The sequence below is a fragment of the Lactobacillus sp. genome (assembly GCF_051893255.1).
Classification (GTDB): domain Bacteria; phylum Bacillota; class Bacilli; order Lactobacillales; family Lactobacillaceae; genus Lactobacillus.
Genome location: NZ_JBJFHB010000065.1, coordinates 16,544 through 38,669, shown reverse-complemented (window position 1 = coordinate 38,669; position 22,126 = coordinate 16,544). Strand labels below are relative to the sequence as shown.

Here is a 22,126-nt window from a genome sequence, read left to right as displayed (position 1 = left end):
AATAATAGTATTGGAGGAATAGACCTTGGATAATTCAACTTTACTGGTTGGCTTGGACATTGGGACCACAAGCGTCAAAGTTGTTGTCGCCGACGCTGGGCGACAAGGGCTGCAGGTTTATGGAGCAGTGGCCAGCCCAACCAAGGGGATGCGGCATGGCAAGATCGTCGACATTGACCAAGTCGCAGAATCTGTAAAAAATACGCTCAAGCAGGCTGGGGAAAAGACCAGTAGCCATATTTTTCGCGTGGTAACCTCTCTGCCAATCAGCATGCTGCAGCTAGAAACTGCTACTGGCATGATCAATATTTCTGATCAAGGCCGGGAGGTAACCGACCAAGACGTGAGACACGTCATGCAGGCAGCGATCAGCTCTGTAAAAAAGAAGGACCGGCAAGCAGTTTCCTTTTTCCCTAACCGTTTTTTGATCGATGGGGAAAAAGACGTTGACGATCCCCGGACGATGATCGCCCGGTCTCTGCTGGTGCAAGGGGTCGTGATGACGGCGCCAGCTGGCGAAATTCACAATATCAATACTGCTTTGGCTCACGCCGGCATCAGCAACAATTTCTTTGTGCCAGCGCCGATGGCTGTCTCTAGTGTGGCTTTGGACGAAGCGGAGAGAACCTTCGGGGCAATCTTGCTGGATCTAGGCGGTGGCAGCACGACGGCGACGGTCATCAAAGACGGGCAGATTCGCTATGCTACAGTTGACTTAAGAGGGGCTGTTGACATTACCCACGACATTTCCGTTGTTCTTTCAACGACCATGAGCGATGCTGAAGCCTTGAAGCGGGACTATGGCTATGCTGATCCAGAGCTGGCTTCAGAAAATGAAAAGTTTTCTGTTAAAGCCGTTGGTCAAGACCAAAATAATTTGGTCAGCGAAAAGTACCTGAGCGAGATCATTTTTGCCCGCTTGCAGCAGATCTTGAAGCACGTCGGCAAGGGCCTGTATAAGCACGGTGCCTTGGGGCTGCCAGCAGGCTTCATCATTACCGGCGGGAGCGCGCTTTTGCAGGGCATTGATGGCCTAGTTGCTGAAGACTACGATGTTAAAGCCAAGATCTACCAGCCAGCCCAAATTGGTCTGCGCAATCCGATCTATTCCGTTGCTTATGGTCTAGTTGCCTATGCCAGCAGCCTAAGCGATATTGGCTACTTGGCTAATACCGTGATTTATGATAATCAGGCTTTAGCTGGCAATGAAACGACTAGATCCGCAAGCAATAATCAAAAAAATCTTAAAAGAGCTGTCCGGACTGATGAAAAGGACCGGGATTTAGCTTATAATAATACTAAGCATGATGGGTTTGAAGACGCTCAAGAACTAGCAGACCCAGAAGAAAATAATAAAGAAAGCAAAAACAAAGACAAAGGCTTAGCTGCATTTTTCAGAAAGTTCTTTGATTAAGGGTGGTAGAGTAGATGGATTTTACTTTTGATTCAGATGACAACAACAACGCAGTTATCAAGGTAATTGGCGTTGGTGGCGCGGGCGGCAACGCGGTTAACCGGATGATTGAAGATGGCGTTCAAGGCGTTTCTTTCATCGCGGCTAACACTGACGTCCAAGCCTTAAACAGCAACAAGGCTGAAGTCAAGATTCAGCTGGGGCCAAAGTTGACCCGGGGCCTGGGGGCAGGCTCTCATCCAGAAACTGGACAAAAAGCTGCTGAAGAAAGCGAAGAAACGATCGAAGACGCATTAAAGGGCGCTGACATGATCTTCATTACGGCCGGCATGGGCGGCGGTACTGGTACTGGTGCTGCGCCAGTGATCGCCAAGATCGCCCGGGAAACCGGCGCCTTGACAGTTGGGGTCGTTACCCGCCCATTCAGCTTTGAAGGGCCAAAGCGGTCAAAGAATGCCGCTGAAGGGATTGCCAAGTTGAAGCAATACGTTGACACTTTGGTTATCGTTGCCAACAACCGCTTGCTGGAAATCGTTGACAAGAAGACTCCGATGATGGAAGCCTTCAAGGAAGCCGACAATGTCCTCAAGCAAGGTGTTCAAGGCATTTCCGACTTGATCACTTCTAACGACTACGTGAACTTGGACTTTGCCGACGTGAAGACGGTCATGGAAAATCAAGGTGCTGCCTTGATGGGGATCGGCCGGGCCAGCGGCGAAAACCGCTCAGCCGAAGCTACCAAGATGGCGATTTCTTCACCACTTTTGGAAGTTTCTATCGATGGGGCAAAGCAAGTCTTGCTCAACATCACTGGTGGTCCAGACTTGACCTTGTTTGAAGCTCAAGATGCCTCAGATATCGTGAAGAGTGCAGCTGGTGATGACGTGAACATCATCTTCGGTACGGCCATCAACCCTAACCTGGGCGACGAAGTCGTAGTAACGGTAATCGCTACTGGGATTGACTCAGCTGCTGAAGAAGAAGCATCTAGCCAATTGCCAGGTCGCGGTCACCAAGTTTCAGCTCCTCGCGAAAAGGCCCCAGCTCCTAAGATTTTAGAAGAAAAGCCACAAGTTCAAGAAGCAGCTGAACCCGTTAAGGAAGAAGCTAAAGAAGAAGTCAAGGAAGAAAAGCCAGCCAGCATGATGGACCCAACCAGCGTGTGGGGCTTAAACGATGATGACTATTCTAGACGGCAAAGCCCAAAGGCTGAAAAGCAGGCTCAAGAGCAAGAAGCAGCACCATTTGCGGCTGACCAAAGCAACATGATTTCTCAAATTGATATCAGCACTGATGACGACGATGACGATGATGATGACGACATCCCATTCTTCAAGCATCGCCGTGACCGCTAAGGAGGCGACTAAATAATGAGCAGCAACAAGCTTAAGGACTTTTTCGGCTTTGGCGACAGCGAAAGCTACGAAGAAGACACTTACGAAGACCAAATGATGGATGACCAAGTGGATAGCACTGCATACATGCGCAGCAATACGCGTGACAACAATGTCGTTTCCATTAAGTCTGGTCAGGTTAACGCCGGCCCAAGTAAGATTGTCTTGTACGAGCCAAGAGTATATTCTGATGCTAAGGAAGTAGCCCAGAATTTGCTCAACCAAAAGGCGATTATCATCAACTTCTCCCGGATGGACGATGCGTCTGCCCGCCGGGTGGTTGACTTTATCACCGGGACCGTTTACGCCTTGAATGGCGAAATTCAACGCGTTGGCGACAAGATTTTCTTGGCCACTCCACCAAAGTTTGAAACGGACGGCAAGATTACCGAATTGCTGGATAAGAAAGATACTTTAGGTTAATGATGAGTTTTTTACTGATTCTGTACCGCTTGCTCAATTTTATTTGTGAGGCCTACAGTTTATTAATCGTCATCGACGCCTTCATGTCTTGGATTCCGGGAGTGAGACAATCACAAATTGGTCAGTGGATCGACCGCTTGGTCAACCCCTTTATCAACTTGTTCCGGCAAGGACCAGTTCTGCGCTTGATCTACTCCACTGGAATTGACATTTCACCGATGATTGCTTTGTTTGTTATCTATTTCATCCAAAGCGTGGCACTAGGCTGGCTTTTTAACATCTTAGCAAGGATCTTTGCATGATGGAGAAAAAACAAGCTAGCAGCTTTTACCCTTATTTTGAACAAGAAGAAAGACCAACAATTGACTATTTTGTTGGTCTTTTTAATCGGGTTCTTTACCAGGGTGAACCAGTCTTAACCGACTTCTTGGATCCCCGCAAAAGGCAGATTTTACAAGCTGTTGCTGGCGGAGAAATCATGCTGGATGAATATGGCGGCTATGATGAAGCAGAGAAAAAGCGGGTTTATTTGACTAGTGACTGGCTGCCCTTGCCCAAAAAAGAATTTGGCGTTTCTTTACTGGAAATTTCTTATCCGCAAAAGTTTGCCCAGCTAAGGCACAGCCAAATCCTGGGCAGCTTGGCCAATTCTGGCGTCAAAACCGAGACCTTTGGCGATATCGTGACTGATGGCCAGGGCCGCTGGCAATTTTTTGCCGAAAAAGAGCTGGTAACCTTTTTTACCGAAAATATCTACCGGATGGGGCCGGTCAAGGTGAAGCTGGAAGAAAAGGAAATGCGGGACCTCCTGGCCATTGAAGATGGGTCTAAGGCTCTTGATGGGGTAGCGGCGTCTCTTCGCTTAGATGCCGTTTTAGCGGCTTTAAGCGGCAAATCCAGGACCCAGCTCAAGCAGGCTTTAGAAGCGGGGGAGGTTCGCCTTAACTGGCATCCAGAAACGAAGGCTGAAAAAGAAGTGCAGATTGGTGACTTAGTCAGCCTCCGCCACTTTGGCAGAGTCAAGATCTTATCAATTTACCCAACCAAAAAGGGCCGTTTTTACCTTGAAGGACAATTTTGGCCCGCAAAAAGGCAATAATCATTTGACATGCCTGAGTTAATGGCTTAAACTCTTTTAATGTAGATAAAAGTTTTCTCATTACTTTTTATCTATTGCATAATTTTGATTAATAAACTCAGACTGACAGTCAAGCTTGAAGGCGAATCTAGCGAGTTAATGATGGTGGAAGATTAACAAAAGGCCTGAAAGCGATCAGCTGCCAATTGGTCTGACCGGCAGCTGACCCGATAAGTTGGCAATAAGTGGGGTCTAGCAATAGGCTCAATTTAGGTGGTACCACGAGAATCTCGTCCTATTCAGGATGAGATTTTTTGTTTTATCGAAAGGATTTTTATATGCGAGTTAAAGATACGCTGAATCTTGGCAAGACCAAGTTCCCAATGCGCGGCAACCTGCCAAAGCGGGAAGCGGAATGGGAAAAGAACTGGGAAGATCAGAAGTTTTACCAAAGAAGACTGAAGCTAAATGAAGGTCATGAAAGATTTGACCTTCACGATGGCCCGCCATTTGCCAACGGCAACATCCACATGGGTCACGCCTTGAACAAGATTACTAAGGACATCATCATCAGAAGCAAGAACATGGCAGGCTTCTACGCTCCTTACACTCCAGGCTGGGATACTCACGGTTTGCCAATTGAGCAGCAACTGACCAAGCAAGGCGTTGATCGCAAGACCATGGACCGGGCTGCTTACCGCAAGCTGTGCTATGACTTTGCCATGAGCCAAGTAGAAAAGCAGCGGACTGACTTCAAGCGTCTGGGTGTGATCGGTGACTGGGACCACCCATACATCACCTTGCTGCCAGAATTTGAAGCTGCAGAAATCCGCGTCTTTGGCAAGATGTTTGAAAATGGCTACATCTACCAAGGCAAGAAGCCTGTTTACTGGTCTTGGTCCAGTGAATCAACCCTGGCTGAAGCCGAAGTTGAATACCACGATATTGAATCACCATCCATTTACATCTCTTTCCCAGTTAAGGATGGCAAGGGCAAGCTGGATGAAAAGAACACTTACTTCTTGATCTGGACGACTACCCCATGGACCATTCCTTCAAACCAAGGGATCGCGGTTAACCCAAAGTTTGACTACTCAGTCGTTGAAGTTGGTGACCGCCGCTACGTGGTTGGGACTGAGCGCCTGGAAGCAGTAGCGGAAATCTTGGGCTGGAGCGACTACAAGACCGTTCAGCACCTGAAGGGGACTGACCTGGAATATATGGTTGCCAAGCACCCATACCTGGAAGGCAGAGAAAGCCTTTTGATGAACGCTGTCTACGTTACTGCCGATGATGGGACTGGCCTGGTCCACACTGCGTCTGGCTTTGGTGAAGACGACTACAACACCGCCATGCGCTACGGCTTTGACGTTTTGTCCCCAATGGACAACAAGGGCTGCTTCACTGAAGAAATCCCTGACAAGGACTTAGTTGGTAAGTTCTACACGGACACCAACGAAATCGTGAAGGACAAATTGGCTGCTGCCGGCAACCTGCTGCACTACAGCACCTTTGTCCACTCCGCAGCTCATGACTGGCGGACCAAGAAGCCAGTTGTCTACCGGGCAACGACTCAGTGGTTTGCGTCAATCTCCAAGTTTAGAGACCAAATTCTGGACCAAATCGAAAAGACTGACTTCTACCCATCCTGGGGCAAGACTCGTCTTTACAACATGATCAAGGACCGGGGCGACTGGGTAATTTCCCGGCAAAGAGCTTGGGGCGTGCCATTGCCAATCTTCTACGCTGAAGACGGTACGGCAATCGTGACTCCAGAAACCATCAACCACGTCGCTGACCTCTTTGAAAAGGAAGGCTCAAACGCTTGGTTTACCCACCCAGTTGAAGACCTCCTTCCAGAAGGCTTCACTTCAGAACACTCACCAAATGGCAAGTTTACTAAGGAAACGGACATCTTGGACGTGTGGTTTGACTCAGGGACATCCTGGAGCGGCGTTCGGGCCTTGGGCTACGATGTTCAATACCCAACTTCCATGTACCTGGAAGGCAGCGACCAATACCGTGGCTGGTTCAACTCTAGTTTGATCACTAGCGTGGCCGCTAATGGGGTAGCACCGTACAAGTCAGTCTTGTCACAAGGCTTCACCCTGGACGGGCAAGGCCGGAAGATGTCTAAGTCCCTTGGCAACACCATTTCTCCTAACGACGTCATCAAGAAGATGGGGGCTGAAATTATCCGCTTGTGGGTAGCTTCAGTTGACTCCTCAGCCGACGTTGGCGTATCTATGGAAATCTTGCAGCAAGTGTCAGAAGCCTACCGGAAGATCAGAAATACTTTCCGTTACATGCTGGCCAACACCAGTGACTTTGATCCAAAGGAAAACCGGGTTGCTTTTAAGGACCTGCGCAAGATCGACCAGTACTTGGAAGTTAAGTTAAACGACCTGGTTGCTGAATGCCTGGTCGACTACAAGAAGTATGACTTTGCTGATGTTTACAAGCAAGTCTTCAAGTTCATCACTAATGACTTGTCAGCCTTCTACCTTGACTTTGCCAAGGATGTCCTTTACATCGAGGCTAAGGACAGCCACGCTCGCCGGTCTATGCAAACGGTCATCTACGATGCTGCCGTTAAATTGGCTAAGATCTTGGCCCCAATCTTGCCACACACCATGGGCGAAGTTTGGGAATACCTCAAGGAAGCCGAAGATGACGTTTACCTGTCAAACTTCCCAGAAATCGAAGACTATGATGGTCAAGACGAATTGAAGGAAGACTGGCATGCCTTCATGAAGCTGCGCGATGACGTTTTGAAGGCTCTGGAAAAGGCCCGTGACCAAAAGCTGATTGGTAAGTCCTTTGAAGCTGAAGTAACGGTTTACCCAGACGAAGAAAGTCAAGCAGCCCTTGATAAGCTTGCTGGTGAAGACTTCCGGGAAATCTTGATCGTTTCCCAGCTCAAGTTCGGCCAAGGCCCAGTTCCTGCAGATGCTGACAAGTTTGACCATGCCAGCGTTGTTGTCCGCCGCGCCGAAGGCGAAGTTTGTCCTCGCTGCCGGATGATCAGAAACGACATTGGCGCTGACAATCGCCTGCCAGAATTGTGTGGCCGCTGCGCAAGCGTAGTAGCACTGGATCACCCCGAAGCACTTGAAGAAGGTCTGGAAAAGTAATGAGAACCGGTATTGTCAAACAGTTTGATGATAAAGCCAGTTTTGGCTTTATCGAAGACGATCTAAACCACAAATCATATTTTGTCTTTTATACTGCCATCAAGGAGGAGGGCTATAAGAGGCTGGAAGTTGGCCAAAGGGTAAGGTACCAGCTTGCCCAAGGTAAGAACGGCTTGCAGTGCATTAACGTTTACTTGGCCAAAGACTAAGCAAAGGAATGACGTATGGATTTAAAAGAAACTGAAATTTCATCAAAGGAAGCTTTTCGCGGCAATTTTATCAGCGTCAGCGTTGAAACCGTGAATCTGCCTAACGGCAAGACCGCTTCCCGAGAGCTGGTTGACCACCGGCCAGCCGCTGCCGCCATCTGCATCAACAATGAAAAAAAGATGCTCTTGGTTACCCAGTGGCGTGAAGCCGTAAAGCAATTGACTCTAGAAATTCCAGCTGGAATGATTGATGTCACCGACGTGAGTCCCTTGGATGCAATGAAGCGGGAGTTAAATGAAGAAGGGGGCCTTAAAGCCGAATACTGGGAAAAGGTCTCCGAATTCTATACTTCACCAGGATTTAGTAATGAAAAGCTTTATCTTTACTACTGTGACACTCTAAGCCAAGTTGAAAACAAGCTGGCTTTGGATGATGACGAATTTTTGACAGCAGACTGGTATAGCTTAGAAGAATTAAAGAACCTGTTAACAGAGGGCAAAATAGTTGATGCTAAGACCATTTATGCTATTTCCGTATGGGAAAACATGCTGCTGACCGGTTCACAAGGTTAGAGTTATGACAGAAAAACGTTCCGATTACAGACGCCGCCAGGCGCAACAAGAGAATACTCAGGAAGCAGCTGATTCAGCTGCTTTTCCTGCTTCTAAGAGAAAAGATACGAGAAGACCGCAAGAGCCCGGTTTAGCCGAATCTCCAGCAGAGTACAAGACAAAAATCCTGAAAAGAAGGCTAAACTTTGCTATTCTAATTGTGTGTCTGTTGATTATCCTAGTTTGGGTAATTTTATTAAAATTTTGATTGAATTGAGGATAAGCGATGAAAATTGCAATCGTTGTACCAATGGCTGAAGAAGCCGAATTTTATCACCAGTACTTTTCCTCAGGCAAGAAAGAAATGTTCGGTTCGACAGAATTCGAACATTTTTCCGTTCAAGGAAACGATCTTTACCTGGGCTTAACCGGGATTGGCAAGGTGCAGGCAGCGATGAACCTGACCAGCCTCTTGGCCAAAGAAAAAATTGACCTCGTGATCATGACGGGTTCAGCTGGCTCACTCAACGCCAAGGTTCGCAAAGAAGACTTGGTCTTGCCTACAGAATTTGCCTACCACGATGCCCACAACACCTCAGCCGGCAACTATGTGGAAGGGCAAATTCCGCAAGAGCCTGCCCGCTTTGTGCTGGATTCCCCAGCTCGGGACCAGTTCAAGGCCTTTTTGGACCAAAAGGGCATTCAGTACCACCAAGGCCTAGTGGTGACTGGCGACTCCTTTATTTCTGCTCAGGCGCAAAAAGACGAAATCATCAAGAACTTCCCAGATGCCCTGTGCTGTGAAATGGAGGGGGCAGCCTTTGCCCAAGTGGCCTACCACTTTAACGTGCCCCTGATTGCCTTAAGAGCTATTTCTGACAACGGCGATGAAAATGCGGATGATGACTTTGCTGCCTTTGTCAAAAAGGTGGGGGCCAAGGCTGCCGACATGATCGTCAATTTCTTGCAGGAGAGTGAGTTTTAATGGAGCAGATTTATTTGGACAATGCGGCGACGACTCCCATGTCGCCAGCCGTCATTGACTTGATCAGCAATGAGATGAAGAATGACTTTGGCAATGCCTCAAGCACCCACGGCTTTGGCCGCAAGGCCCGCAACGTGGTCGAAAGTGCCCGTCACACCATTGCTCAAGCCATTAACGCCAAGGACCAGGAAATCATCTTTACCTCTGGTGGTTCAGAAAGCAATAATAATGTCATTTTTGGCGTGGCCGAACTGAGAAAAGACATCGGCAAGCACCTGATCACGACCAAGATTGAGCACGAGTCCGTTTTGCGGTCCATGCAAAAACTGGAAAGCCAAGGCTACAGCGTTACTTATCTGGACGTTGACCGGGATGGCCACATCTCTTTAGATGACTTAAAACAGGCTCTGACGCCTGATACCATCTTGGTTTCAGTCATGGCCGTCAATAACGAAGTTGGCACCGTTAACCCGCTAAAGGAAATCGGTGAGATGGTCGCTGAGACTAACGCCTACTTCCATGTGGACGCTGTGCAGGGTCTTGGCAATATTGACCTGGACGTGCAAGATATGAAGATTGACTTTATGTCCACTTCGGCCCACAAGATCAATGGGCCAAAGTTCTTAGGCTTTTTGTACGAAAGAGACGGCATCCGCCTGCCAAACCTGATTTACGGCGGTGACCAGGAAATGAAGCGGCGGGCTGGTACGGAAAACGTGCCCGGCATCGCCGGCTTTGGCCTGGCTGTAGAGGAAACCCAAGTAGTTTCTAAGGCAGAATTGCAGGAAAAGTACACCAACTTCCAAAAGCTGGTCTTAGACCGCTTAGACCAAGCTGGCATTGACTACGAAGTCAACAGCCCCTTGACTGGTCTGGTTTCTCACCACGTCTTGAACTTGCGGATCAAGGGCGCCTCCACTTACCTCTTGATCGCCAACTTGGACCTTGCTGGCTTTGCCGTTTCTGGCGGATCCGCATGTACGGCCGGGAGCTTGACCCCATCTCATGTCTTGACTGCCATGTTTGGACCAGACTCTCCGCGGATTTCGGAGTCAATCAGAGTCTCCTTTGGCCGCTACAACACGGCCGAAGAGGTGGCTGCCTTTGCGGATGCCTTGATCAAGGTGGCCAAGAGAATGCAGGAAAAGAAGACGCAAGACTAAATTCTTGCTTTTTTTAGAAAAATACTTACAATTAATAAGCGAGGTTTTACTTTATGGCTAATACTGTGACAATCAATGGCGATCAAAGAAAGTTTGTTTTGAACCCAGACGTGAAGCTTTATGCCTTGATCGATGCCGGTTTTCAAAAGACGGCTCGGGGCAACTTCGTCTACGAACACCCACTTTACAATGAATCTCCATACAACGCGACGACTAAGCTGAAGATGACGGTTAAGAGCGATTTGAGCCACCTCACCATGGTCGTTACGGATCCAAGCGGTTTGCAAAAAGTAAATATTTTCAAAAATAAGCAGCTGGCTCCAACGGTGGAACTTTTAAACTACATTTTGAAGGACCTGGAGGAGCGCAAGATTTTATCTGAAGTGAAGGATTGATTTTTAATGGTTGACAAGAGCAAGATCAGGGTCGTTGTCGGCATGAGCGGGGGCGTGGACTCATCAGTCGCAGCCTTGCTCTTAAAGAGACAAGGCTATGACGTGGTCGGCGTCTTTATGAAGAACTGGGATGATACCCGGGATGATGGCATTTGTACGGCAACGGAAGACTTTGAAGATGTCAAAAAGGTTGCTGACAAGATCGGCATTCCTTACTACTCCATCAACTTTGAAAAAGAATACTGGGAGAGAGTTTTCCAGTACTTTTTGAAGGAATACAAGGCTGGCAGAACGCCAAACCCAGACATCATGTGCAACACCGAAATCAAGTTTAAGTCCTTCTTGGACTACGCCATGAACTTGGATGCTGACTACCTGGCCATGGGCCACTATGCCAAGACCATGGTGGATGACCAAGGCGTCACCCACATGATGCGGCCAAAGGACGGCAACAAGGACCAGACCTACTTCTTGAGTCAACTGAGCCAAGAACAGATCAAGAAGGTGATGTTCCCATTGCAAGACTTGACCAAGCCAGAAGTGCGGCAGATTGCTGAAGAAGCTGGTTTGGCAACGGCCAAGAAGAAGGATTCAACTGGGATCTGCTTCATCGGTGAGCGGAACTTCAAGCACTTCTTAAGCGAATTTTTGCCAGCCCAAGCTGGTGACATGGTGACCCCAGATGGGCAAGTCGTAGGCCACCACGCCGGCCTTATGTACTACACCATCGGCCAAAGACAGGGGCTGGGTCTGGGCTCAACCAAGGAATCTACCGCCCCATGGTTTGTGGTTGGCAAGAACCTGTCCAAGAACCAATTGATCGTGGAACAAGGCTATGACAGTCCGCTTTTATACGCTGACCGCCTGACAGCATCTGGCATGACCTTCTTTACCGGCAACCCCGACCACGATGTGGAATTTAAGGCAACGGCTAAGTTCCGCTACCGCCAATGCGACGTCGGCGTATACGTTAAGTACCACGCAGCCACTAAGACGGCTGACGTTTACTTTGATGAACCAGCTAGAGCGGTAACGCCAGGTCAGGCTTTGGTCCTGTATAACGGCGAAGAGTGTCTGGGCGGAGGCAACATTGATGCTGCTTGGAAGGAAGCCCGGCAGCTGCAATTAGTTTAATATCTGCTTTTTAGCAAGGCTGAGTCAATTTGACTCGGCCTTTTTTTGCTATAATGAAGAAGACAGTTTACGAAGAGGCGAAAATAATTTATGGAGATTTATTTTATCAGACATGGCAAGACCGAATGGAATCTGGAACAACGCTTTCAAGGGGGGCAAGGCGACTCCAAGCTCTTAAAGAGCAGCTGGGAGGACATTGAAAAAATGGGCCACTACCTGCGCGGGACCCACTTTCAAGCCGTTTATTCCAGTCCCTTGGAAAGGGCCAGACAGACTGCTCAGGGCATTGCTGATGCAGCCCAGTGCCGCCTGCCCATCCACTTAGATGAACGCCTGCGGGAGATGAATCTGGGGCAACTGGAAGGGATGAAGTATGCTGATGCAGAAAAGCTTTTTCCAGCAGAGATCGACAACTTTTGGCACCACCCAGAAAAATACGATGCAGCTGTAGTTGGTGGGGAGAGCTACCAAAGCGCCATGGAAAGAGGCCTCTCTTTTGGCCAGGAAATGGCGGAAAAATACCCTAAAGACAGCGACAAGATCTTGGTAGTCAGCCACGGCGCCGTTTTATCTGCCATCATGGGGGCGCTGCTTGGCTATGACCTGTCTCATTTAAGGCAAAACGGCGTAATCTACAATACCAGCCTAACCATTTTAAAGAGCCGGGATGGCGGCAAGTTTGACCTGGTCAAGTGGTCAGACGTTACGCCTCTTGGCCACCAGATGTCAGAAACGGACGGTCTATGATGAACGAAAACAAGCAAATTGATGAGCTCTACCAAGCTGGCAAGAGCAAAGAGGCAATTCACCAGTTGATTGCCTTGATTGACCAAAAGCCCAAAAACGCCAATAACTACATGCAGCTGGCCACTTATTTATTAGACCAGGGCAGCCCAGAACAAGCCCAGGAGCTTTTGGAGAAGGCTAGAGGATTAGTCGACAATCCTGGCGACCTGGACTATGACCTAGCTGTAGCTTATTATGCCAATGGTGACTTTGACAAATCCTTGGCATTGTTAAAAAACATCCCGAATGATGACTTGACCCTCTATCAAAAGGCCCTGGTTTACCTCAAAATGGGGCAGACCTCACGTGCCTTGGCCCATGCCCTGTCTATTAAAGAGCAAGGCGACAAGGTCAAAGAATTACTTGGTGACATTTGGCTGGCACTGGGCGATCTAAAAGCAGCTGAAGGCAGCTTTTTGGCCATTCCGGAGAAAAAGCGCTCAGCTAAGGTGAATTTTTTGCTGGGGGTCAGCTGCCTTGAGGCTGACCGGGACCGGGCGGACCAATTTTTTGCCAAGGCAGAAAAAATGGATCCCAAATACTACAAACAGGCTAAAGACCAGTACCAGTCACTGTTAAAACTGGTCAGCCAAAAGCAGGGCGGGCAAGTTAAGAAGTAAGAGCGAGAAGCAAGGACGTGCAAGATGACGGAAATTACCGGTACTTTAAAGAGCATTATCTACCAAAATCCACAAAACATGTACAAAATTCTGGTGATTGACCTGACTAGTCCCGTGCCAGATTACGATGACGATGAGATCAAGGTGACTGGCACCTTTGGCGACCTGGAAGAGGGGCAAGAATACCAGTTTACTGGCCAGCTGGTGACCCACCCCCGCTATGGCCTGCAGTTTCAAGCTGATGCCTGCCAAGCAGTCTTGCCAAGCGGGGATGGCAGCGTGGAAAAGTACCTGTCCTCAGACAAGTTTCCGGGTATCGGGGAAAAAACTGCAGCTAAGATCGTCCAGCAGCTGGGCCCAGACAGCTTAAAGAGCCTCCAGGCTGATCCAAGCCAGGTGGCCCAGCTGGACCTGACTCAAAAGCAAAAAGACAGCCTGCTGGCCGGCTTGAAGTCCATTGACTCATTTGACGACCTCTACTTAAAATTGGCTCCTTTTGGCGTTAATAAAAAAGTTGCGGCTAGACTCTACCAAAAGTTCCATGACCAAACCTTGCAAAAGCTCCAGGTCAATCCCTATGAGCCTCTTGACGTGACCGGCTATTCTTTTAAGATGGCTGACCAGCTGGCAAGGCATTTTGGCATCAAAATGACATCTCTTGAGCGGGCCGAAGGCAGCATCATCGCGGTCTTGCTCCAAGCGCTAGGGGCAGATGGGGAAACCTATTTAGACTTAGAGGACCTCTTAAAGCGTGCTAATGAATTAACTGACTGTCCCTTTGACCGCCTAGCCGATGGCGTCAATAGCCTGCAGGAAAAGGGTAAAGTCGTGGCTGTCAATAACCGGGCCAGCCTCAAGCAGCCTTATGAGGTTGAAAGCAATATTGTTTTTGAGATTGAGCGCCTTTTAAAGACGAAAGACAGCGACTACGAGGATGCGGAAATAAGCGAGGCCATCGAAAATGCAGAGGCCCGCCTTGAGATATCCTATGACCCTGAGCAAAAGCAGTCGGTCAAAAATGCGGTAACCAAGCCGGTTTCTATCTTGACCGGGGGTCCCGGCAGTGGGAAAACGACGATCATCAACGGCATCCTTTTAGCCTTAAAAGAACTGACCGGTTTTGACGAAGAGGAAGCTGAAGACAATATCCTGCTAGCCGCCCCAACTGGCCGGGCCGCCAAGCGGATGAGCGAGGTGACGGGCTACCAAGCTAGAACCATCCACCGGCTGCTTGGCCTAGGGATTGACGGGGAAGACGCTGACCTTAATGAGCTGGAAGGCGAGATCTTGATCATTGACGAAATGTCGATGGTTGACATCTACTTGTTTGAAAAATTGCTGGAAGCCATCAAGAACGTTAAGCACGTGGTCTTCGTGGGGGACAAGGACCAGCTGCCATCGGTAGGGGCCGGCAACGTGTTTGCAGATTTAATTGCCTCAAGGACTATTCCAACTACTAAGTTGACGGTCGTTCACCGGCAAAAAGATGGCTCAACCATCATCCCGCTTGCTCACGCCGTCAACCAAGGGGCTAATCCGGAGATGCTGACGCAAAAGACCAAGAGCTACTCCTTTATTCCATGCGGTCCCCGCAATGTTGCCAGCGCAGTAGAACAGATTACCCGCGCCGCCCTCAAGAGCGGCTTTCCAGCTGACGACATCCAGGTCTTAGGTGCCATGTACCGGGGCGAGAGCGGGATTACCCACTTAAATGACGTCTTGCAGAACGTCATTAATCCGGTGAGCGAGACTAGCAAAGTCGTAGAAGCCCACCAAGAGCAGTTCCGCCTCAATGACCGGGTTCTGCAGCTGCAAAACAACCCCGATAAGGGCATCTACAACGGAGAAATCGGCAAGGTGATTGCGGTTGAACCCGAAATGGAAGATGAGGATGATGATATCAAGCTGATCGTCAATTTTGACGGGAAGGAAGTTGCTTTAACTCAGCTGGACTTAAACAACCTGACCCGGGCTTATGCCATCACCATCCATAAGTCTCAGGGCTCAGAATTTCCGCTGGTAATCCTCTGCCTGACCATGCAGAACTACATCATGCTGAAGCGCAATCTCTTGTATACGGCCATTACCCGGGCCTCCAGCAAGCTGGTCATGGTTGGGGAAGAGCGCGCCTTTGCCCAAGCCCTGGCCGTGAAGGGCAATGAGCGGCGGACCAACCTGGTTTGGCTCTTAAAGGATCACTTTAAGCCTGAAGAAGGCAAAAAGGCAGATGAAGGGCAAGAAAATAGTGCCCCTGAAGAGAAGATTCCTGCTGTAGACGAAAAAGTCGAAGACTACATCTTGACCGGGGCCCGGATCAGCCGGGGAGAGATTTCCCCGATGGTTGGCATGGCGGACCTGGTTCAGGGATGCAAGAATCTGGCGGAAATTGTCCGGACCAAGGGGCCGGGAGCTTAACTTAAGAAAGTTTTTGACAGAAAGATCGGATTGACCGGTCTTTCTTTTTTACCCCAAAAATAAGAAGGTTACTTTTTGTAAGTAAAGTGCTGACAAAAAGGAAGAGATGAGGTATACTTAAACCAACTTACAAAAAGTTAGTTATGGCTTAAGAAAGTTGGTTTAAAAATGATAGAAAACGAAACAATGAAGACAGTCAAAAACATCATCATTGGTTTTGGCAAGGGGGGCAAAACTCTAGCTAAGTTCCTGGGCCAGCAAGGCGAAGAGGTTCTTTTGGTTGAAAAGTCACCCAAGATGTACGGGGGAACCTGCATCAACATCGCCTGCCTGCCGTCTAAGCGCTTGATTTTGGAAGCAGGGGTCGGGAGTGATTTTTCTGAGGCAGTAGCTGGTAAAAATGAAATGACAGCCCTTTTGCGGGAGAAAAACTACCAGATGTTGGCCCAAGAAGAGACAGTGACCGTGCTTGATGGGGCAGCCCATTTTATCGGCGAAAAAGAGATTGAAGTCACTGGGCCGGCAGGCAAGCAGATTTTTCAAGGTGACCGGATCTTCATCAACACCGGGGCCAGCCCGGTTTTGCCGCCAGTTCCTGGCTTAAAGGAAAGCAAGAAACGGCTGGACTCCACCCAAGCCATGGATCTAAACGACCTGCCAAAAGAGCTCTTGATCCTGGGGGCCGGCTACATTGGTCTGGAATTCGCGGCCATGTTTGCCAATTTTGGCAGCCAGGTGACTGTTTTGGACCATAGCCCGGAATTTTTGCCAAGAGAAGACGATGATATCAGAGCCGCTGTCAAGGCTGACCTGGAAGCAGTTGGAGTTAAATTCATCTTAGGCGCGGATGTCGATAAAGTCAGCGATGAAGCTGATAAGGTCGTGGCCCATTACCAATTAGGCGGTGAAAAAATGCAGCTTTCAGCCGACAAAATCTTAGTCGCGGCTGGCCGGCGGGCCAACACGGCTGACCTTAATCTGGCGGCAGCCGGGATTGAGACAGATGACCGGGGCAACATCAAGGTTGATGACCATTTAAGAACAAGCGCCAACCAGGTCTGGGCCTTAGGGGACGTCAAGGGCGGACCGCAATTTACCTATGTTTCTTTAGATGACTTCCGGATTGTCAAGGACCAGCTTTTTGGCGAAGGCAAGCGGAAAGTCAGTGACCGGCAAATCCTGCCGACCAGCGTCTTCATTACTCCGCCTCTGTCAGCTGTTGGCCTTAATGAAAAAGCCGCCCAAAAAGCCGGGATCAGCTATCAGCTCTTCAAGTTGCCAGTTGCCGCTATTCCAAAGGCCAAAGTAGCCAAGGACAGCCGGGGCTTCTTCAAGGCCCTGGTTGACCCGGCAAGCGGACAGATCCTGGGGGCCAGCCTGTATGGCCTGGAATCCCATGAGCTGATCAACCAAATTACCTTGGCGATGCAGGCCAAGCTGCCTTACAGCTTCCTGCGCGACCAAATCTACACCCACCCGACCATGAGCGAGGCCTTTAACGATCTCTTTAAGCAGTAAAAAATGACAAAAGGACATAAAAAAAGAACTCCGGAGAGGAGTTCTTTTTTGCTATCAAGCCTTATTTCTTTTCGATCAGCATTGGCAGGATCATTGGTCTTCTTTCGGTTCTTGAGTACAAGAAGTCTTGCAGATTTTCAATGATCGCCTTTCTGATTTCGCTGTCCTTTGGTTTTTCATCCTTGGCCATTTCGGTCTTCAGGATGTGGTAAACGTGCTTTTGCGCAGCGTTGATCAGGTCTTGGGATTCGCGCATGTAGACAAAGCCCCGGCTCAAGATGTCAGGTCCGGCCAAAACGCGCTTGTGCTTGTAGTCAACCGTGGCTACGGCAACTACCAAACCTTCTTCAGACAGGATCTGCCGGTCGCGGACAACCACGTTGCCAACGTCGGCTGCACCTGAAGTATCAACGAAGACGTCCTTGACGTGGAGGTCACCAGCGATTCTAGCACCTTCTGGGCTGAAGCAGACTACTTCACCATTTTTCAGGACAAAGGTATTTTCGGCAGGTACGCCAGCTTGTTGAGCCAGATGGGCGTGAACAACCTGCATCCGATATTCGCCGTGAACAGGGATCATGTATTTCGGCTTGGCCAGCTCGACCATCAGCTTCAATTCTTCTTGGCCGCCATGCCCAGAAGTGTGGACATTGTTGACTCTGCCGTGAACCACATGCGCGCCGCCTTCCATCAGCTTGTTGATCAGGTGGTTGACGCTCAGGGTGTTGCCTGGAATTGGGTTTGAAGAGAAGATGACCGTGTCGTCTGGGTGCAGCTTGATTTGCCGGTGGGTGCCATTAGCAATTCTGGAAAGAGCAGCTAATGGTTCACCCTGAGAACCAGTACACAGGATCATGACCTTTTCCGGTGGCAGGGAGTTGATGGTTTCGGCATCCACGATCAAGTTGTCTGGAACATTCAAATAGCCGAGCTCAATCCCATTTTGGATCCCATTTTCCATGCTTCGGCCAAAGACCGCAACCTTGCGGCCAGTATCAATGGCAGCCTTAATAGCGGTTGAAACCCGGTAAAGGTTTGAAGCAAAAGTGGCAAAAATGATTCTGCCCTTGATCCCAGTAATGATGTTGTGAAGTGAACCAGCAACAAAGCGCTCAGACTTGGTAAATTGTGGCACTTCAGCGTTGGTTGAGTCAGACAAGAGGGCTAAGACCCCTTCTTCGCCCAGCTGAGCCATTCTTTGGAAGTTTGGTGCTGGCTGGTTCATGACCGGCGTCAAGTCAAACTTGAAGTCGCCAGTGAAGACAACAGCGCCAAGTGGCGTATGAACGGCAATCCCCAAGGTGTCAGGGATGGAGTGGGTGGTTCTGAAGAAGCTGACGCTCAGCTTGTCAAATTGCAAAACCAGGTCTTCGCTTTCAACGTGCAACTCAGTCTTGTCCAAGATGCCGTGTTCTTCACACTTGCTCTTGATCAAGGCTAGGGCAAAAGGCGTTGCGTAGACCGGAATTTCAGGGATCTTTTCCAGCAGGAAGGGAATCCCGCCGATGTGGTCTTCGTGGCCGTGGCTGACTACCAAGGCCTTGATCTTTTCCCGGTTTTTAACCAGGTAAGAGTAGTCAGAAATTACGTAGTTGATCCCTAAGAGTTCATCTTCAGGGAACTTGATCCCGCAGTCCATGATGATGATTTCATCTTGGTATTGGACGCAGTACATGTTCCGGCCGATTTCGTGTAATCCCCCGATTGCGAAAACGGCAACTTCGTTTTTCTTAATCTTCACTATTGTCAGTGCCGAAAGTGGTCAACTTGAAGTCGGCATGTTCTTGCTCATACTTCAAAGAGTTGCCAGTTAATTCTTGGATAAGCTCAATGTTGTAGGGGGTGTTTTGTTCAACAAGGGCTCTGGCTTCAACCACGTTGTCAGCTTCCATGTAGAGAGTTTGGGTAGTTTCTCTGCGTGGGTTAACGATCTTGTCCTTTTGATATAAAACTTTGTAGATCATAAAAATCTCCTTAATTATAACTGTTTGTTAGATCTCAATTTGAGATAGTTTGTCAAAAATATTCAATAGCTAGTTAAATTTTAGCATATTTGAAAATACAAGGCTAGAAAACAACATAGTTAATAGTAAGAAAAAGCCCAAGTCAGGTAGACGAAAGGTCTAGCCTAGCTTGGGCCAAGGGAATTAGTAGATCACGATGGTGTCGTCTGCTAATTCAAATGGGTTCTTCTTGTTGATGCGGTCGTAGAAGAGGTGACCGTTCAAGTGGTCGATTTCATGGCCAGAAACGATGGCTGGGTAGCCCTTGAGGCGAATGGTCTTTTCTTCGCCGTCAACGGTCCAGTAGTGAATCGTTACCTTGTTTGGGCGCGGAACGTAGCCATCGATTACCTTGTCTACGCTCAGGCAGCCTTCGCCTTCGCCAAGGCAGGTCTTGCGGACTGATTCAGAAATGATTTCTGGGTTAACGTAAACTTCTTTAAAGATGATTTCGCCCTTGTCATTTGGCACAAGTAAGGCTGCCATGGACACGCCTTCGCCAACTTGCGGAGCTGCCAGACCCACGCCGGCCCGCAATTGGTGCTTAGCCGCAGTCTTTGGATCTTGGGAATTAACCAGGTATTCCATCATGTCGTCTGCCAGTTTGCGGTAATGGTCAGACAAAGGGAAAGTCAACTTCTTGGCAACTTGCCGTAAGACTGGATCGCCGTCGCGGACAATATCTTTCATTAAAATCAAAATTTAAGACTCCTTTTTAAAATGTATTTTCTTGCTACTATATTTTTACCACAAAATAGCCGGGTATGGGGAAATATTTGCCTAAATCGATAATCAACTAAAGGAAATCAGTTGACCTGCTTTCTTTGAGGTTGTACAATAAATGATTGTAAAAAATATAAACGGAAAACTTCGGCCAGCCTGAATCAGGCTAAAGGGAACTGTGCGTAAGTCACAGTTCTTTTTATGAGGAACGGGGAGGAAACATTTTTGGCAGATCAAAAGAGAAGAGAAAACATCAGAAATATTGCAATTATTGCCCACGTTGACCACGGTAAGACTACTTTGGTTAACCAATTGCTTAAGCAATCTGATACTTTACCAGAACACATGAACTTGGAAGACCGGGCAATGGACTCTAACGCCATTGAACGTGAACGTGGGATTACCATCTTGTCCAAGAACACTGCTGTTAGCTACAAGGGTACCACGATCAACATCTTGGACACCCCAGGCCACGCCGACTTTGGTGGTGAAGTAGAACGGATCATGCACATGGTCGACGGTGCCTTGCTTTTGGTTGACGCCTACGAAGGTCCAATGCCACAAACTCGTTTCGTTTTGCAAAAGGCCTTGGAAGCTGGCGTTAAGCCAGTTGTTGTCGTTAACAAGATCGACCGTCCAGGTGCGCGTCCAGCAGAAGTTTTGGATGAAGTTTTGGAACTCTTCATCGAACTTGGTGCTAACGATGAACAATTGGAATTCCCAGTTGTTTACGCTTCAGCTTTGAACGGTACTTCCAGCTACTCTGATGACCCAGCTGACCAAGAAGAAACGATGGATCCAATCTTCGACACCATCTTGAAGGCCATCCCAGCTCCGCTTGACAACGAAGACGAACCACTGCAATTCCAAATTACTATGCTTGACTGGGACGACTACGTTGGCCGTATCGGTGTTGGCCGCGTTTACCGGGGCAAGATCAAGGTCGGCGACGAAGTAACGGTTATGAAGCGGGACGGCTCAAAGCAAAACTTCCGCGTTACTAAGCTGTTTGGTTACTTCGGTTTGAAGCGTAACGAAATCAAGGAAGCCAAGGCCGGCGACATCATCGCCATCAGCGGGATTAACGACATCTTCGTTGGTGAAACCATTGCTGCTAAGGACCAACCAGAAGCCTTGCCATTCCTGCGGATCGACCCACCTACCCTGCAAATGGACTTTGTTGCCAACGACTCTCCATTTGCTGGCCGAGAAGGCTCACAAGTTACTCCAGCTAAGTTGGAAGAACGCTTAATGCGGCAAACCCGGACTGACGTTTCCTTGAAGGTTGAACCAACCGACCAATTGAACGCTTGGACTGTATCTGGCCGTGGGGAACTGCACTTGTCCATCCTGGTTGAAGAAATGCGCCGGGAAGGCTTTGAACTGCAACTGTCTCGTCCAAAGGTTATCTACCGCGAAGTTGATGGCCAAATGTGCGAACCATACGAAGCTGTTCAAGTTGACGTTCCAGACGAATACGTTGGTTCCGTTATCGACGGTTTGTCCCAACGTAAGGGTGAAATGCAAAACATGGAATCCAAGGGCAACGGCCAAACCCGTTTGGAATTCTCAGTTCCTTCACGTGGTTTGATCGGTTACAACAACGAATTCATGTCTGCAACTGGTGGTTACGGGATCATGAACCACACCTTCAGCGAATACAAGCCAGTCGTTAAGAACTGGAACCCAGGCCGCCGCAACGGTGCTTTGGTTTCTATCAACCAAGGCCAATCAACCACTTACTCCTTGCAATCAGTTGAACAACGTGGCCAACTCTTCATCGGTGCCGGCGTTCAAGTTTACGAAGGGATGATTGTCGGCGTATCTTCACGTGACCGTGACATCGCCGTTAACGTCACTAAGGGTAAGAACTTGACTAACACCCGTGCTTCCGGTAAGGACCACGCAGCAGCCATCAGAACGCCAAAGACCTTGACTTTGGAAGAATCAATCGAATTCTTGAACGATGACGAATACTGTGAAGTAACGCCAGAAAGCTTGCGCCTGCGGAAGAAGATCTTGAACACTTCAGAACGGCAAAAGTTCGACAAGAAGAAGGCCAAGAACAACTAATTTCGATAATTTCTTAGCTTTTTAGTAAAGTCTTTGCTCCTAAATATAGGAGTGGAGGCTTTTTTGTTTTATAATTGAAGGTAAGACTATTTTTTATGAGGGAAAAA

General features: G+C 48.7%; 21 protein-coding genes. 18 read left to right on the top strand and 3 right to left on the bottom strand.

Features of this window, described 5'->3' with window-relative positions; all coding sequences use genetic code 11:
• Positions 1-25 precede the first annotated feature (25 nt).
• The 17 genes from ftsA (at position 26) to ACI4WN_RS05835 (ending at position 17,220) form a co-directional block, all read left to right on the top strand.
• Positions 26-1,414, top strand: a complete 1,389-nt coding sequence (ftsA, locus tag ACI4WN_RS05915) for a cell division protein FtsA (protein WP_439777383.1) — start codon at positions 26-28, stop codon at positions 1,412-1,414.
• Between the two features lie 14 nt (positions 1,415-1,428).
• Positions 1,429-2,769 (top strand): cell division protein FtsZ, encoded by a 1,341-nt coding sequence (gene ftsZ, locus ACI4WN_RS05910; RefSeq protein WP_439777382.1) that lies wholly within the window; start codon positions 1,429-1,431, stop codon positions 2,767-2,769.
• Positions 2,770-2,784: 15 nt separating this feature from the next.
• A complete protein-coding gene (locus ACI4WN_RS05905; protein ID WP_009558496.1) occupies positions 2,785-3,231 on the top strand; it encodes a cell division protein SepF in 447 nt (148 codons plus the stop codon).
• Complete coding sequence (locus tag ACI4WN_RS05900) at positions 3,231-3,533, top strand: YggT family protein (RefSeq protein WP_008461165.1); 303 nt, start codon at positions 3,231-3,233, stop codon at positions 3,531-3,533. The genes ACI4WN_RS05905 and ACI4WN_RS05900 overlap by 1 nt, the downstream gene beginning before the upstream one ends.
• Complete coding sequence (locus ACI4WN_RS05895; RefSeq protein WP_439777428.1) at positions 3,533-4,330, top strand: RNA-binding protein; 798 nt, start codon at positions 3,533-3,535, stop codon at positions 4,328-4,330. The genes ACI4WN_RS05900 and ACI4WN_RS05895 overlap by 1 nt, the downstream gene beginning before the upstream one ends.
• A gap of 317 nt (positions 4,331-4,647) precedes the next feature.
• On the top strand, positions 4,648-7,443 hold the full coding sequence (gene ileS, locus ACI4WN_RS05890; RefSeq protein WP_439777381.1) for an isoleucine--tRNA ligase: 2,796 nt from the start codon (positions 4,648-4,650) through the stop codon (positions 7,441-7,443).
• Positions 7,443-7,652, top strand: a complete 210-nt coding sequence (locus ACI4WN_RS05885; RefSeq protein ID WP_008461171.1) for a cold-shock protein — start codon at positions 7,443-7,445, stop codon at positions 7,650-7,652. Before ileS ends, ACI4WN_RS05885 begins: the two co-directional genes overlap by 1 nt.
• A gap of 15 nt (positions 7,653-7,667) precedes the next feature.
• Complete coding sequence (locus ACI4WN_RS05880; RefSeq protein WP_008461172.1) at positions 7,668-8,225, top strand: NUDIX hydrolase; 558 nt, start codon at positions 7,668-7,670, stop codon at positions 8,223-8,225.
• Between the two features lie 4 nt (positions 8,226-8,229).
• Entirely contained in the window at positions 8,230-8,472 is a 243-nt protein-coding gene (locus ACI4WN_RS05875) for a hypothetical protein (protein ID WP_008461174.1), read from the top strand.
• A gap of 18 nt (positions 8,473-8,490) precedes the next feature.
• Complete coding sequence (locus ACI4WN_RS05870) at positions 8,491-9,189, top strand: 5'-methylthioadenosine/adenosylhomocysteine nucleosidase (protein WP_279201170.1); 699 nt, start codon at positions 8,491-8,493, stop codon at positions 9,187-9,189.
• On the top strand, positions 9,189-10,352 hold the full coding sequence (locus tag ACI4WN_RS05865) for a cysteine desulfurase family protein (protein ID WP_439777380.1): 1,164 nt from the start codon (positions 9,189-9,191) through the stop codon (positions 10,350-10,352). Before ACI4WN_RS05870 ends, ACI4WN_RS05865 begins: the two co-directional genes overlap by 1 nt.
• A gap of 53 nt (positions 10,353-10,405) precedes the next feature.
• Positions 10,406-10,747, top strand: coding sequence for a DUF1831 domain-containing protein (locus ACI4WN_RS05860; RefSeq protein WP_008461179.1), 342 nt, complete (start codon positions 10,406-10,408; stop codon positions 10,745-10,747).
• A gap of 6 nt (positions 10,748-10,753) precedes the next feature.
• The gene (mnmA, locus tag ACI4WN_RS05855; protein ID WP_439777379.1) at positions 10,754-11,881 is read left to right on the top strand and encodes a tRNA 2-thiouridine(34) synthase MnmA; all 1,128 of its coding nucleotides are present in this window, start codon (positions 10,754-10,756) and stop codon (positions 11,879-11,881) included.
• 90 nt (positions 11,882-11,971) lie between these two features.
• On the top strand, positions 11,972-12,628 hold the full coding sequence (locus ACI4WN_RS05850; protein WP_439777378.1) for a histidine phosphatase family protein: 657 nt from the start codon (positions 11,972-11,974) through the stop codon (positions 12,626-12,628).
• A complete protein-coding gene (locus ACI4WN_RS05845) occupies positions 12,628-13,287 on the top strand; it encodes a tetratricopeptide repeat protein (protein WP_439777377.1) in 660 nt (219 codons plus the stop codon). The genes ACI4WN_RS05850 and ACI4WN_RS05845 overlap by 1 nt, the downstream gene beginning before the upstream one ends.
• A 24-nt stretch (positions 13,288-13,311) precedes the next feature.
• A complete protein-coding gene (gene recD2 / locus ACI4WN_RS05840; protein WP_439777376.1) occupies positions 13,312-15,702 on the top strand; it encodes an SF1B family DNA helicase RecD2 in 2,391 nt (796 codons plus the stop codon).
• 168 nt (positions 15,703-15,870) lie between these two features.
• Positions 15,871-17,220: an FAD-dependent oxidoreductase gene (locus ACI4WN_RS05835; RefSeq protein WP_439777375.1), complete on the top strand. Its 1,350-nt coding sequence runs from the start codon at positions 15,871-15,873 to the stop codon at positions 17,218-17,220.
• Between the two features lie 61 nt (positions 17,221-17,281).
• Here the strand turns inward: ACI4WN_RS05835 and rnjA are convergent, their stop codons facing one another.
• From rnjA to def, 3 genes are all read right to left on the bottom strand, one after another.
• Positions 17,282-18,961: a ribonuclease J1 gene (rnjA, locus tag ACI4WN_RS05830; protein WP_009558489.1), complete on the bottom strand. Its 1,680-nt coding sequence runs from the start codon at positions 18,959-18,961 to the stop codon at positions 17,282-17,284.
• Positions 18,951-19,184: a DNA-dependent RNA polymerase subunit epsilon gene (locus ACI4WN_RS05825; RefSeq protein ID WP_008463689.1), complete on the bottom strand. Its 234-nt coding sequence runs from the start codon at positions 19,182-19,184 to the stop codon at positions 18,951-18,953. Before ACI4WN_RS05825 ends, rnjA begins: the two co-directional genes overlap by 11 nt.
• Positions 19,185-19,367: 183 nt before the next feature.
• A complete protein-coding gene (gene def, locus ACI4WN_RS05820; RefSeq protein WP_039944487.1) occupies positions 19,368-19,922 on the bottom strand; it encodes a peptide deformylase in 555 nt (184 codons plus the stop codon).
• 225 nt (positions 19,923-20,147) lie between these two features.
• Here def and typA point away from each other — a divergent pair, with 225 nt between their 5' ends.
• Positions 20,148-22,019, top strand: coding sequence for a translational GTPase TypA (gene typA, locus ACI4WN_RS05815; protein ID WP_035173736.1), 1,872 nt, complete (start codon positions 20,148-20,150; stop codon positions 22,017-22,019).
• The last annotated feature ends 107 nt before the right edge of the window (positions 22,020-22,126 follow it).